We start from the raw sequence: 13,496 nt of genomic DNA, 5'->3' as shown, positions 1-13,496 counted from the left end.
CCGTCGCGCGGCCCCGGCGCTCCGCGCAGCGCCGTCCTCGTTAAGCCTGCCGAGCTCCGGCCGGATAATGCCAAGCACCCCGGTCTCCAGCCCGCGTCTCGTGCCGTTCGATCAGCGGAGGACCCAGGATCGTGCAATTACGTGCGATCTGCCCAAATGATGTCTCTATTTCTGCCAATCAAGGCGGTTATTTCAAGTGCGTTCATGCCCCAGCGTTGATATCAGGGCGGCGTGGGACAGCTGGACCGGTTCGCGAAGCAGACCTTCGCCGAGGAGGCGGCGCGGGTCACGGGCGGTGCTGCCGCATGGCAAGATGCGCCCGAGGTTCGCCTCGATCGGGTGCAGGCTGACGGCTTCCTGCGGGTGCTGCGGCCTGATGGGCTGGCTCCCCTGGCCGCGCCATGGCCTGAGGCTCGGGTACATCAAGAGCTGCTCATGGAGCTGAAAATGCCCGGTGACCACGTCGACGTGCGGGAAGTCAAGCGGGCGCTCTTGCGCCGGCAGGCGCGCGAGGTCGAGCGGGTCGAGGAGCGCGAGCCGCCTTGGATGGGCGAGGAGCCGCTCTGGGTCGTCGCTCCCCACCTGCCGTCGTGGCTGTACGGCGTGCGGCTGCTGGAGCGGTTCGCCCCCGGCTGTTACCGCGTCGGCCCATCGCCGTTTCAGTTTCTGTGGATCGCGGCCAACGAGCTGCCGCTCCGGGACGAGCTCGTACCTTTCCTGGTGGCGCGCTCAGGGCGCGCTCTGGACGAATTCGCCCGGTGGGTCGCGCCGCGGCGGGAGGTGGAATGGGTGCTCGCTATGCTACAGTACATGCCGATGTCACCGTGGACCCAGGAAGAGCTGAAGCGTCGGTTCGCGCGCTCCGATGATCCAGAGATCGAGGCGCGCAGGCAGGGGATCTTGCGCACCTTGCTCGCGGACAGCCCCGAGGTGAAGGAGGAGCTCATCCAGGAGGGCATCGAGAAGGGGATCGAGAGGGGTATCGAGAAGGGGATCGAAAAGGGGATCGAAAAGGGGATCGAGAAGGGGATCGAGAAGGGTCAGCAGCAAGGTCAGCTGACGACGGCGCGCGCCGCGCTGCGCACGGTGCTGGTGCGGCGCGGGCTCGCGCTCAGCGCCGCGCTGGAGGCGCAGATCGACCGCTGCGCCGACCTGGCCACGTTGTACCGATGGATCGAGCAGGCCGTGACCGCTGCCAGCGCAGAGGAAGCGCTGGTGTAGGTGGAGGGACGGTCACGGCGGGATGCTGCGGGCCGTCTGGTCGATCCGCATCCTCGCCGCTTGCTCGGCGTGCCGCACCCCGGCTAACGGAAGGTCACCCAGCCGCTGAGGGTTCTACCGCTCTTCACGTCTCTGACGGTTATCGACATCCTGCCGGTAACATTGTCGACGATCCAGTTGAGCTGCGCTGCGTCCCTGATCGCGACGCCGTTCGCCGAGGTGATGATATCTCCAGGATCCGCGTAGAACCATCCAAAGTAGTCGGAGTACATTCTTCGCAGCGGACTGCTCGGATCGACCCAGTTGATGATGACGCCGCTGACGAAGGTGATGGGATCAGAGTAGCTGGAGACGCTGGCGCCGAGCCGCGGGACGAAATCACTCCGCACAGTCCGAGACGGTTGCGCGTGCGCCTGCGGCGCGGCGAGGCAGGCCCCCGCTGCCAGCGCGCAAAAGGCCAGGATCCTCGTGAAATTCATCATGACTTGCCCCCTTCCTTGTGCCTGTGAGGTCACGCGGAGAGCCGCGTGAGGTTGGCCTGGTGAATGCGCATCCCCGTCCAGCCGTGATCCGACCTCACGGTGCATCCAGCGACCACACGGGATTCCTGCAGCCGAGTACCGTCCACGTCAACGATGCTTCTCGTCCAGGAATTCGCGAGCCACTTCGTTCTTCGTCGAGACGAGAGGGCGGTGATTGGTGTCGACTTGCCTGGCTCTGGGAGTCACGGGCGCGCTCTGGCGATCAAGCGCGGAGAACCTGGCGGGCCAAGGTGGTCGGGAAGCGCGGACAATCCTTGCTTCGTGGGTCGCGGCCATGATCTGAAGAGGCGCTGCTGCGCAGGGAATGCGTTGCGGCGTGGGGCCGCGCTCCGCTTGTCGCAAACGGCTGCCGCTGGATCGCAAGGAACGGCGCCGCCCGGGGGAGTGACGGGCGGTCGTTGCTCGATGCGATCCTGCCGCGCAGGCGCGTTGGCCTAGGTACAGCCCTCTCGCCGTCGAGGGGCGCCGTGGAGCCGCGTCGCCCCGCCGGCGTCACCGGTGGCGATGCGACTCCATGGGCTGCTACCGTTCGCTGTCGCGGCCTACCTCTGCGGGTACTGGGGAGGCGACGGGTACTGCGGGGGCGCAGGCGGATACTGCGTCTGGCAGAACTTGGACGGCGGCGGACAGAACTTGGACGGCGGCGGGCAGTACTTCGACGGCGGTGCACACTTCTTCTGCAATGGACACTGCGAACCGAACTGCGTGCCCACGCCAAGGCCTACCTGAGGGGGCGTGCCCAGGCCGGCGCCCTGCGGCCCGACCGCAGCGGACGGGTCGGGGGCGCCCGGCATCCCGGCCTCGGTGAGATCCGTTGCCTCGAGCGCCGCGTCGCTCGATTCGACGCTCTCGATGTCCGCATCCATGTCGCCATCGGTCATGTCCGCCGACTCGGCCGCACATCCCACCATCGCGGCCGCGACCAACATCAAAAACGACGTGCCGTAATGAATCGAGCTCATGTTGCCTCCTGCGATGTCCTGTGATGGCCACCTGGCCCAGGAACATCTTGTCTCGGGTATGAGCATGTGGCGTGCCCGGCTCTGTCTGTGCACGGTGCGCATGCCTTGTTTGTGTGTTTGCCCCGGCGTCGACCAAAAGCCATTCCATGGATCCGTGATGACACCAGCGCTCCAGCCGAGCGCGCGCGTCGGCGCGGCGCTGTCCGAGCGCCCACAGCGAGCGAAGATGGGCTTGCTGACCTGCGAACGCCCGACGGACGCGGCGAGGGGCGTCGTTACACAAGGGGTGATCGTGGCGGGGGCTCGAGCGCGGGCGCGCAGAGATATTGTGCAGGAGGAGAGCGCGCCGGCTGAGATCGTCATACGGCGCTTGCGAAGCATGAGGGCTATCGCGCGCTCCATCGTTCACCCGAGGTGCTCCGCGGAGCGCGGCGCCGCCGCGCCGAGGCGCCGCGCTCTCTGGCTCGTTCGGCGCGCCGCCGTGATAAACGCTGCAGAGGCGACGGGTACGGCTAATCCCAGACGCATCTTGCCGTGTAGACGTACGTATTTGGTGCCGTTCGGGGCGCAACGCATTGACCCGTCGTGGCGCTCAGGGCAGAACGCTGCCGGGGTGTACACACCGTTCCCACTGTTTCGTTTTGTCCAACGACGGTCGTCATATGCTGCGAACAGTATGGGGCCGGTGTGGCTGAACGGAACCTCCCTCTCCGCGTCGACGGTGGTGCCGTCCGTCGTGGAATGAAACGTCGAGGACGCAGAGGATCAGGTTCAACATGGGAGCGATGCGGGGCGAAGCGCGTGCGCCGAGCGGCTCGCGGCTGCGCGCGTATCGCTCGTCGACGAGAGCGTTGCCACTCCCTCCTTCCGGTCCATGAGGATCTCCCGGCCATCGACGGTGGCCTGCCTCGCGCCGGACGCGCCGATGATCGCGTGGCTCTCCGATTCGCGTGCGACGATGGCGGCGTGGGAGAGGGCGCCGTCCCTCGCCGCCGCTCGAGCTGGGCTGGTGGTGCCCTCTGGCATCGACCACCTGATGGGTGGGCGCGCCGCATCTCGAGGTGCTTGTCGAGCTCCGCCTGCGGGGGCCGGCTGGCCGAGGAGCTCGCGGCGCCCCTGCTGGCTCATGAAGGCGCGGTGTCCCTCCGCGTCCTGTATCCGACGTGCGCAGCGCGCCTGAACAGGACGGCTCAGGCGAGCTCGGCCGGGCGCCCGCGCAGCGCCGCGCCGCGAGCTGCCTCTCCCCGGGGCCGGGCGCCCCGTGGAGGCGCCCTCACACGGCCAGGAACTCCCTTGCGATCTCGTCGTTGAACTCGGCCACGCTCCCGCGCCGCGCGATCCCCCCGTTATCCATGATGAAGTACTCGCTCGCCGTCGACAGCGCGAAATCGAGGAACTGCTCGACGAGGAGGATCGCCATGTCGCCCTTCTTCCCGAGCCCCTTTATCACTTCCCCGATCTCCTGCATGATCGACGGCTGGATGCCCTCCGTCGGCTCGTCGAGCAAGAGCAGCTTCGGCTTCCTCAGCAGCACGCGCGCGAGCGAGAGCTGCTGTTGCTGCCCGCCGCTCAGCGTGCCTGCCGCCCGCGCCTGAAACTTCTTGAGGATGGGGAACATCACCATCATCTCTTCCAGCGCCGCCGGGCTAGGCGTCGGATCGCTCTTCGCCTCGAAGCCCATGAGCAGGTTCTCTCGCACCGTCAGGTAGGGAAAAATCCCTCGCCCCTGCGGCACATACCCGATCCCCGCGCGTGCCCTGTCGCTTGGCGATCGCGTGGTGAGATCCACCCCGTCGAGCGCCACCTTCCCGTGCCGCGGCTTCAGCACGCCCATGATCGCCTTGAGCAGCGTCGTCTTGCCGACCCCGTTGCGGCCCAGCAGGCACGACACCCGGCCGGGCGCGACGTCCAGGCTGACCTGCGACAGGATGCAGCTCTCCTCGTAGTAGACCGCGAGATCCTCGATCACCAGCATGCTCGCTACCGCTCCTCCGCCTGAGCCTCTGCCCCCGCTTTGACCCCGCTCCGCGCGCGCCCCGCGTCGTGCGCCCTCCCGAGGTAGACCTCGATCACCTCCGCGTTGCCCTGGACCTCCTCGACCGGCCCCTCGCACAGCCTCCTGCCGGCGTGCAGGACCGTCACCGTGCTCGCATAGCGCCGCACGAACTCCATGTCGTGCTCCACCACCAGCACCGAACGCTGCTTCGCGATCTCCTGGACGAGCTCCCCGGTGCGATCGCGCTCGCGCCGTGTCATCCCCGCCACCGGCTCGTCGAGCAGGAGCAGCTTCGGCTGCTGCACGAGCAGCATGCCGATCTCCAGCCATTGCCGCTCCCCGTGCGCGAGCACCGCGGCCCGCGCGTCCGCGCGCCGCCGGAGCCCGACGCGATCGAGCGTCTCGGCGATCTCCCTCTCTTGCTGCGCAGACAGCCCGCGGAGCAGCCCCGGCGCGCTCTCGCGGAAGCCCATCGCCGCCTCCAGGTTCTCGAGCACCGTGAGGCTCCCGAACACCGCCGGCGTCTGGAACTTCCGCCCGATCCCGAGCCGCACCAGGGCGTGCTCCGGGAGGCGATTCACCTCCACGGCCTCCTGTCCGGACTCCCCACCTCCGTGGAACACGACACGCCCGCTCGACGGCTTCGTCTTGCCGGTCAGGATGTCGAGCAGCGTCGTCTTCCCCGCGCCGTTCGGCCCGATCAGGAACCGGAGCTCCCCGCGCTCGATGGAGAACTCGAGCTCGTCCAGCACCTTGAAGCCGTCGAAGCTCACCGTCACCCGCTGGACCTCGACGATGTTACCGCGGCTCATCGCGCTGCTCCCCTGTCCGTCTCCGCGCTCGTTTCCGTTCATCTCCACTCCCTCTCAACGCCCGGTCGTCGCCGGGGCCTCGGAGCTCGCCGCCGCGTCGACCTCACCCCCGCCCGCCGGCCCCGCCGCGCCGCCCGCGTCGCGGCGCGAGAGCTTCGCGACGTGCCGCCGCAGGAAGCCGGTGACGCCCGTCGGGAGCAGCATGACCGACGCCGCGAAGAGCGCGCCAAAGCCGAGCTGCCACACCTCGGGGTACGACTCGCTCAGAGCGCTCTTGCCCAGGCTGACCAGGATCGCCCCGACGACCGCGCCGATCAACGTGCCGCGCCCGCCGACTGCCACCCAGGTCACCATCTCGACCGACGGGATCACGCCCATCGAGGAGGGCGAGATGAGGCCGACCTGGCAGACGAACAGCGCGCCCGCGATGCCCGCCATGCCCGCCGACAGCGCGAACACAAGCGTCTTCAGCGTGACCGGGTTGTAGCCGAGGAAGCGCACCCGGTTCTCGTCGTCCCGCATCGCGACGAGCAGGCGCCCGAAGCGCGACTGGGTGAGCCGCCGGCACAGGAGATAGAGCGCGCCGAGGCAGAAGAGCGTCACGAAATAGAGCACCGTCTGCGTCCCGGCTCCGCCCCGCGCGAAGCCGAAGATCGTCTTCAGGTTCGTGATCCCGTTCGTGCCGCCCGTGATCGCCTGCTGGCCGATGAAGAGGATCGACGCGATAAGCGTCAGCCCCTGCGTGATCAGCGAGAAATACACCCCCTGGACGCGGCTACGGAAGACGAGATAACCCACCGCGGACGCGATCGCCATCGGCAGGAGGACGACGGCGCAGAGGGCCACGACCGGCGAGCGGAACGGCTCCCAGAAGATCGGCAGCGCCTCGAGGCCGCTCCAGCTCATGAAATCGGGCAGGCGCGAGCCGGACGTCTCCAGCTTCAGGTACATCGCCATGGCATAGCCGCCGAGGCCGAAGAAGAGCCCCTGCCCGAGGCTCAGCATCCCGCCGTAGCCCCAGATGAGATCGAGCCCCAGGGCGACGATGGCGTACGTAAGGAACTTGCCGAGCAGGTTCAGGCGGAAGTCGGAGAGCACGAGCGGCGCGACGAGGAGCGGCAACGCCACGGCGAGCGGCGCTCCCCAGGTCCAGACGAAATTGCGAAGGGCGGAGTCTCGAGCGTCCATGTCCGTGTCCTCTCCTATCGTGTGCGCAGGGCGAGCAGGCCTGTCGGACGCCACTGCAAGAAGGCGATCACCAGCGCGAACACGAGCGCCTTGCCGAGCGACGCCGTCGTCGAGAGCTCGAGGAGCGTGTTCGCGACGCCGATCACGAGCGCCGCCACCACCGTGCCGGGCAGCCTCCCGAGGCCCCCGAGGATGACCACCATGAAGGCGTCGACGATGTAGTTCGTCCCGAGCGACGGCCCGATCGAGCCGAGCTGCGTCAGCGCGCACCCCGCGATCCCGGCGAGGCCGGCGCCGAGCGCGAACGTCGCGGCGTCGACCCGGCGCGCGCGGACGCCGAGGCACGAGGCCATCTCGCGGTTCTGCATGACCGCCCGCAGCCGCCTCCCGCCCGCGGAGCGGTGCAGGTACGTGTAGACGGCGGCGATGCACGCGATCACGAGCGCGATGAGGAAGACCCGCTTGTACGGCAGCTGCACCCCGCCCGAGAGCGCCACGCCTCCGCTCAGCCACGACGGGCTCGAGACCTGCACGTTGGACGCGCCGAACAGGCTCCGCGCCGCCTGCTGCAGCACGAGCCCGACTCCCCACGTGGCCAGCAGCGTGTCGAGCGGCCTGCCGTAGAGGAAGCGGACGATCGAGAGCTCGAGCAGGAGCCCGAGCAGGCCGGCCACGAGGAACGAGGCCGGCAGCGCGAGCAGGAACCAGAGCCCGGCCTCCGTCCCCCCGACGAGCGGCGCGACGTGCTGCCCGACGACGTACGTCGTGTAGGCGCCCGCCATGATGAACTCGCCGTGGGCCATGTTGATCACGTTCATGAGCCCGAAGGAGAACGCGAGGCCCATCGAGATGAGCAGGAGGATCGAGCCCAGGCTCAGGCCGTTGAAGGCGTGGAGGAGAACTTCGTTCATTCTAGAGCACCCAACCGATCGAGACGCCGCGCACAGAGAGGTTCGAGCCGCGGAGGCGCCGAGGGCTCGTGACGAGCCCCCGCGCCCTCCGCGGATCGGTGGTCCGGGCTTCAGGCTTCAGGCTCGCGCCCGGCTACTTCGCGGCCAGCTCCTTCGCCCAGGGGAACGCGCTCAGGTACGGATCCGGCTGGATCGGCTTGCCGGTGCTCCACACCTCGTCGATGAGGCCGTCCTTCCGGACCGCGCCGATACGGACCGTCTTCCAGGTGTGCTGGTTCTTCCCGTCGAGCCGGACAAGGCCCTCGGGCGCGGCGTACTCGATGCCTCCGGCCGTCACGGCCTCCTTCACCTTGGCGACCTCGGTCGACTTCGCCTTCTCGACGGCCAGCTTCCACAGATAGACCCCGAAGTAGCCCGCCTCGATGGGGTCGTCCGTGACGCGCGTGGGGCCGTATTTGGCCTTGTACGCCTCGACGAACTTCTTGTTCTCGGGGGTCTCCGTGGTCTGGTAGTAGTTCCACGAGACGAGGTGTCCAGCGATGTTGTCGGCGCCGATGCCGCGCACCTCCTCCTCGGCGACGCTCACCGAGAGGACCGGCAGCTTGTCGGCGGTGTAGCCGGCGTCCTTGAACTGCTTGAAGAACGCCACGTTGCTGTCGCCGTTCAGCGTGTTGAAGATCGCGTCCGGCTTGGCCGCGCCGATCTTGCTGATGATCGTGCTGACCTCGGTGCCGCCGAGCGGCAGGTACTCTTCTCCGGCGAGCTCACCGCCCTTCGCGGCGAGCTGGGCCTTGATGATCTTGTTGGCCGTGCGCGGAAAGACGTAGTCGGAGCCGAGGAGATAAATGCGCTTCTTGCCCTTCTCGAGCAGGTAGTCGACCGCGGGGACGATCTGCTGGCTCGGCTCGGCCCCGGTGTAGAAGATGTTCGGCGACTGCTCCAGGCCCTCGTACTGGACGGGGTAGAAGAGCAGGCCGTTCAGCTCCTCGAACGAGGGCAGCATCGCCTTGCGGCTGGCGCTGGTCCAGCCGCCGAACACGACCGCCACGGCGTCCTGCTGCACGAGCTTCCTGGCCTTCTCGTTGAACGTGGGCCAGTCGCTGGCGCCGTCCTCGACAACGGGCACGAGCTGCTTGCCGAGCACGCCGCCCGCCTTGTTGATCTCCTCGATGGCGAGGAGCGTCGCGTCCTTCACGGCCACCTCGCTGATCGACATCGTGCCGCTCAGCGAGTGGAGCACGCCGACCTTGATGGAGGCGCCGTCCGAGGCGGCGGGCGCCGCGGGTGTCGTCCCCGGCGCAGGAGCCTCCTCGTTCGCCTTGCCGCAGGCAGAGAGCAGGGCCGCGCCAGCGAGGGCCGCCGCCGCGACGCAGAGCGCTCGACGCCGAAAGGAGCCCGCCGCCGGCCGATCCTCAACGCCCATCCCAGACGTGAACATATTCAACGCATCCTCCTTGGGGTGCCGGGGGCGCGTCCAATGACCTGCATCGACGCGGCGCGGCGATCCGACTGCACAAGAGCCGTTGTGAGTTCGGGAGCCGGCAACTAGAGACTCCCGGCTGGACATACCGGCAGGCCGCCCTGCGCAGCAGAGCGCGGCCTCCGGACAAGGGCCAGCCACACGATGTCGTGGTGAAAGGCCTTATGCCGAGTGCCATGTTTCGCCGAGGTTTCGTCGACGTGAAATGTCGCCCGGCCCGGAGAATGGGCGCGTTTTCCGCAGACCATTTGGAATTCCGACCACAATCCGACCACAACGCGAGTCGCGCGCTCGCGCGGCATCGTCGTTCCCGCTCGGCTTACGGGTCCGGTCCGGGTCGGGCGCGGTGCGCCGCGCGCGGCGCGTTGGGCGCGCTCGCGCCACCTCGTACCTGGCCGTCACGCCCGATGTCGCTTGAGCCGATACGGTGTGGGGAGCTCTGGCCGCTGCGCGCACGAGCGCTGAGCGCTCCGGCGCGGTGGCGAGGGTGGCGAGGAGGTGCGCTCTCCAGTGTAGTAAAAAACTTGTATCAAGAGCGGCAAATGGGAAGTACACTTGGAGATGCTGTCTGCGCCCTGTGCTCGGTCGACACGGAGGGCAGACGGGGTGGAGTGTATGGGAAGCACGAATCACTTGCCTGGCGAGACGGATGGTCGGTCCACGAGCGGCGGTGCGGCGCCGGACGGCGCCGCGGCCGGGCCGCGGGACGAGAACTCGGTGGTGATCTCCCTGAGCGCGCTGCTCGCGGTGGAGGCGGCCGCGGACACCAAAGGGGGCAGCACACGGGCCGAACACGGCGCGAGGGGCTCCGGGACGGTGGATATCCACGGCCTCTCCGCCGGTGACGAACAGCGCGCCAGCTACCTGGATCTCTTCCCGTTCGGCGCGCCTTCCGATTCCGCGCTGCCGGCGTTCAGGCCACCCGATCTCACGCCCGTGCCCTCCGAGGTCCCGATCGACCTGCGCCCGCCGCGCGCGCGGCGGGCGGCGGGCATCCGATACGGTATCGCGGGCGTCCTCGGGGCGGCCGTGGTCGCGAGCGCGGTGTGGCTCGGCGCCCCGCGCGAGACGCTCCAGGCCGCCGCGCAGCCCGGCGTGCGGCTCGCGGCGAGCGCGGCGCTGACGCACCTGCCGAAGGTGGAGGCGAAGGCCGCGGCCGTGCCCGCCGAGGCGCCTCCGGCCAAGAAGAAGGGCGACAAGGCGCGCGAGCGCGGGGCGAAGGCGCCTGCCGCCGCTCCGGCGGCCGGAGGCAAGGCGACGGCGAAGCGCGCCGCGGCGGGCGGCGGAGCGGCAGCCGGGGGCGCCGCGCCGCAGCCGAAGAGCCAGGGCGGCGCGCCGGCGAGCGCCGTCTGCGATCTCGACTGCGCCATGCGGCGCGCCACCGGGGGCTCGTAGCGTCGCATACGTGTGCAAAGGGGCCGAGAGCTCGCCGTTCCATCGAGATCTCGCTCGCTCGGAGGGCGACGAGCCATTGATGAGATCGGTCCGGCACCTCCTATCTCACCTCTGCTGTTGAGGTCGTCCGTGTGCCCATCGCGTTCCCCTGGAGCAGGTTATCCGCGCGGAGCCGCTTGATCTCCAGCACCTGCCTTGTGCTAGGGTCTGCTTCTGCTGCAGAAAACTGCTGACAGCCGATCTCTCCTGGTGGTTGCACGCACATTGTGCAGATGCATGCGCGCTCCTGCGCAACCGCTCACCGCGCGGAGGCGCAGCTGTAGGCACGAAGCAGATACCATCACGTAAAATTCTGGTGTAGGAACAGCGCCCGGCGCCGACGGCGGCGCTGAAGTGCACAGGAAGCGTCGCCCGGCGACGTCGCTCGATGTCTTTACGAGCTTCGAGCTACAGGCCGAGCTGCGCGACCCTACTCGTCTGGAGGTGGATTCATGAAAGCTTTTGGTTTCGCAGCGATCTTGAGCAGCGTGGGGTTGATGGCGGCCTGTACGGTCACGAGCGGCGAGGGCGATACGAGCGGCGACGGCGGCTCGGGCGCCTCGGGCACGACCACGTCGTCGGCCACCACGGGCGAGGGCGGATCAGGGGGTGAAGGCGGCGGCGATGGCGGCGGCGGCACCGGCGGGGCCAACGTGTGCGCCGAGGAGACCGGCGACGCGTGCTTTGAGTGCTGTTCTACCGAGCACCCCGACGAGGCGGAGGCGCTAAGCAAGCTGCAAGCCTGGTACTGTGGTTGTGTGGAGGACGCTCCGTGCGCGGCCGACTGCGACACCGACGACGCCACAAGCGATGTCTGCGTGGACGGGGGGGTCAACGTGGCCGTCGACAACTCCGCCTGCGATATCTGCATGGCCCAGGCGGCGGATGAGTGCTTCCTCGCGGCGGAGGCGGCCTGTGCGGAGGCCGACGACTGCAAGGCGCTCATGACCTGCGGCAACGACTGCGAGTAATCGGCTCGGGCTCAGAGGCCCATCCAACCGGACAGGACAGGCGAGCTCTCGCAGCACGCCTGTCCTGTTTTCTCTTGTGCTCGCGTGAGCGGCGCAGCCCGCCGCCCGGCGCGTACCGCGGTCGTGCCGCGCGCCAGAGACCCTTGCCGGGCCTCGCGCGGGCGGAGCTAGTGCGCCATCCGGACCAGCAGGATGTCGGCCGCGGTCGATTGCGCCGTGGCGCCGTCGAGGTTCACGCTGCCCTCCACGGTCCCGGCGAGCAGGACGTTGCCGCGGTCCGCGAAGGTCGCGATCCCGGCGGCGGACCGCCTCCCGCCGCTGCTCCCCGCGCCCGGGCCGAGCCGCTTGCTCCATACGTGGCGCCCTCCGGCGTCGAACCTCGCCACGACGACGTCGCGGCTGCCGGCGCCGACGAGCGGCCCCCCGCCGAGATCGGTCGGGCCATCGACGTCGCCCGTCAGGACGAGCCCGCCGTCCGCCTCGATCGCGACGCGCGGCGGCAGCTCCGCCGGGTAGGCCAGGCTGAAGCGGTGCTCTCGCGCGGGCCCGAGCTCGATCACGAACGCCGACATCCCCTCCGAGGGCGGCATGCTGTCGTCCAACCCGAGCAGCCCCTCGAACGTCCCGCTCAGCGCGATCTCGCCGGCCGGCCCGATCTCGACGTCGCCCCCCTGCTGCCGGCGGCCGTCGCCGAAGGTCATCGACCCGATGATCCGGCCGCCCTCGTCGAACTTGGCCAGGAACACGTCGCCGTTGTTCTCCGGGGACGAGAGCCGGGGCGCGGACGGGCCGAGCTGGAGCTCGTCGTGGAAGGTCCCCGTGATGAGCACATCCCCGCGCGGGTCCACCGCCACGCCCGTCGGCTCCTGGATTCCCGTGCCGCCGAACTCCCACCCCTCGAGCGGATCGCCCGCCGCGCTGAACCGGGTCACCGCCACGTCGGTCCCGCTGGGCTCCATCTGCGTCGACACGACCACGATCTCGCCTGCTGCCGAGATCGCAATGTCCTGCGGCCTACCGGGGACCTTCTTCCCCCAGCGCGGCACGCCCTCGGCGTCCAGCTTGATCACGAACCCCACCGGCGCGTTCTCGGGGAGCCCCACGGCGCTCATCACCCCCACGAGCTCGCCCGTGATCGCGACCCCGCCGTGGCGATCCACCGCGAGCGCCTGAAGCGAGCCTCGCCCCTCGTCGATGAGCCGAGGCGTCGTCCATTTCACGGTGCCGTCCGGTTCGAGCCGCGCCACGAAGATGTCCTGCTCGGCGACGGTCGCGAGCGGCCCGGCGCCGAGGTCGAGGGTGCCCTCGAACTCGCCCCCCAAGATCGCGGAGCCCTCGGGGCCCGCCGCGAGCGCCGTCGCCCTCTCCCGGCCTGCGCCGCCGAGGAGCCCGCCGAGCGGTCCGCCGGGGAGCACGGCGCCGCAGTCCCATCCTCCGTTGCAGTCCTCGTCGGCCGGCGTCGCGCAGTCCTCGATCCGAGGCGTGATCTCGCCGGCGCAGGCGCCCCACCGGCCGTCGCTCCCGCACGTCCGCCAGCCGGCGCTGCACACGCCGACGCCCACGGTGCCCGGAGGCCCGCCGTACGGGCACGGTTCGACGGTGTCGGGAGCGCAGGCGCAGACGGCGCCGCCGCTGTCGGCAGGGTCCTCTGGTCGGCCGCCGTCGCCGTCCGCCTCGTCGATCGCGCCGTCGCAGTCGTCGTCGGCCGCGTTGCCGCAGCGCTCCGGCGCGGGCGTCACCTCGCCCTGGCAGGGGCCGTAGCCGTCGCCGGCGGCATTGCACCGCATGAGGCCGGTCTGGCAGGCGCCGACCCCCTCGGTCTCCGGCGGTCCGCTGTAGCAGGCGGTGACCGAGAGCGGCTCGCAGCGATCCTCGTCGAGGATGCCGTCGTCGATCCCGAGCAGCGTGTTGCATCCGGCGCAGCCGAGCGCCACGAGGGCGAACCGCAGGCCGAGCCCGATCGGACCGCGCGCGCCCAC

Annotated in this window: 12 protein-coding genes; 3 read left to right on the top strand and 9 right to left on the bottom strand. The window is 69.5% G+C overall.

The genetic code is table 11. From position 1 onward, the window contains the following. Positions 1-231 precede the first annotated feature (231 nt). Entirely contained in the window at positions 232-1,221 is a 990-nt protein-coding gene (locus tag WME90_RS29670; RefSeq protein ID WP_437275388.1) for a hypothetical protein, read from the top strand. A gap of 83 nt (positions 1,222-1,304) precedes the next feature. On the opposite strand, the gene WME90_RS29665 is transcribed toward WME90_RS29670, so the two are convergent. From WME90_RS29665 to urtA, 8 genes are all read right to left on the bottom strand, one after another. Next, positions 1,305-1,703, bottom strand: coding sequence for a hypothetical protein (locus WME90_RS29665; protein WP_437275387.1), 399 nt, complete (start codon positions 1,701-1,703; stop codon positions 1,305-1,307). 602 nt (positions 1,704-2,305) lie between these two features. Next, positions 2,306-2,725 carry a hypothetical protein gene (locus WME90_RS29660; protein WP_437275386.1) on the bottom strand — a complete coding sequence of 140 codons (420 nt, stop codon included), beginning with the start codon at positions 2,723-2,725 and terminating at the stop codon, positions 2,306-2,308. A 771-nt stretch (positions 2,726-3,496) separates the two neighbouring features. Then, a complete protein-coding gene (locus WME90_RS29655) occupies positions 3,497-3,751 on the bottom strand; it encodes a PEP-utilizing enzyme (protein ID WP_437275385.1) in 255 nt (84 codons plus the stop codon). Between the two features lie 247 nt (positions 3,752-3,998). Beyond that, the gene (gene urtE, locus WME90_RS29650; RefSeq protein WP_437275384.1) at positions 3,999-4,700 is read right to left on the bottom strand and encodes an urea ABC transporter ATP-binding subunit UrtE; all 702 of its coding nucleotides are present in this window, start codon (positions 4,698-4,700) and stop codon (positions 3,999-4,001) included. Between the two features lie 5 nt (positions 4,701-4,705). Further along, entirely contained in the window at positions 4,706-5,533 is an 828-nt protein-coding gene (gene urtD, locus WME90_RS29645) for an urea ABC transporter ATP-binding protein UrtD (protein ID WP_437275383.1), read from the bottom strand. A 54-nt stretch (positions 5,534-5,587) separates the two neighbouring features. Next, positions 5,588-6,721, bottom strand: coding sequence for an urea ABC transporter permease subunit UrtC (gene urtC, locus WME90_RS29640; protein WP_437275382.1), 1,134 nt, complete (start codon positions 6,719-6,721; stop codon positions 5,588-5,590). A gap of 14 nt (positions 6,722-6,735) precedes the next feature. Continuing rightward, complete coding sequence (urtB, locus tag WME90_RS29635; RefSeq protein WP_437275381.1) at positions 6,736-7,632, bottom strand: urea ABC transporter permease subunit UrtB; 897 nt, start codon at positions 7,630-7,632, stop codon at positions 6,736-6,738. Positions 7,633-7,765: 133 nt separating this feature from the next. Further along, positions 7,766-9,070, bottom strand: a complete 1,305-nt coding sequence (gene urtA, locus WME90_RS29630; RefSeq protein WP_437275380.1) for an urea ABC transporter substrate-binding protein — start codon at positions 9,068-9,070, stop codon at positions 7,766-7,768. A 657-nt stretch (positions 9,071-9,727) separates the two neighbouring features. On the opposite strand from urtA, the gene WME90_RS29625 reads away from it, so the two are divergent. Further along, positions 9,728-10,507: a hypothetical protein gene (locus WME90_RS29625; RefSeq protein ID WP_437275379.1), complete on the top strand. Its 780-nt coding sequence runs from the start codon at positions 9,728-9,730 to the stop codon at positions 10,505-10,507. 491 nt (positions 10,508-10,998) lie between these two features. Continuing rightward, positions 10,999-11,517 (top strand): hypothetical protein, encoded by a 519-nt coding sequence (locus WME90_RS29620; protein WP_437275378.1) that lies wholly within the window; start codon positions 10,999-11,001, stop codon positions 11,515-11,517. Positions 11,518-11,684: 167 nt separating this feature from the next. Here WME90_RS29620 and WME90_RS29615 read toward each other — a convergent pair whose 3' ends face one another. Then, the gene (locus WME90_RS29615) at positions 11,685-13,496 is read right to left on the bottom strand and encodes a hypothetical protein (protein WP_437275377.1); all 1,812 of its coding nucleotides are present in this window, start codon (positions 13,494-13,496) and stop codon (positions 11,685-11,687) included.

Origin of the sequence: Sorangium sp. So ce375, from assembly GCF_051473855.1 — a bacterium.
In the GTDB taxonomy this organism is placed as follows: Bacteria; Myxococcota_A; Polyangia; order Polyangiales; family Polyangiaceae; genus Sorangium.
This window is presented reverse-complemented; position numbering and strand designations above follow the sequence as displayed.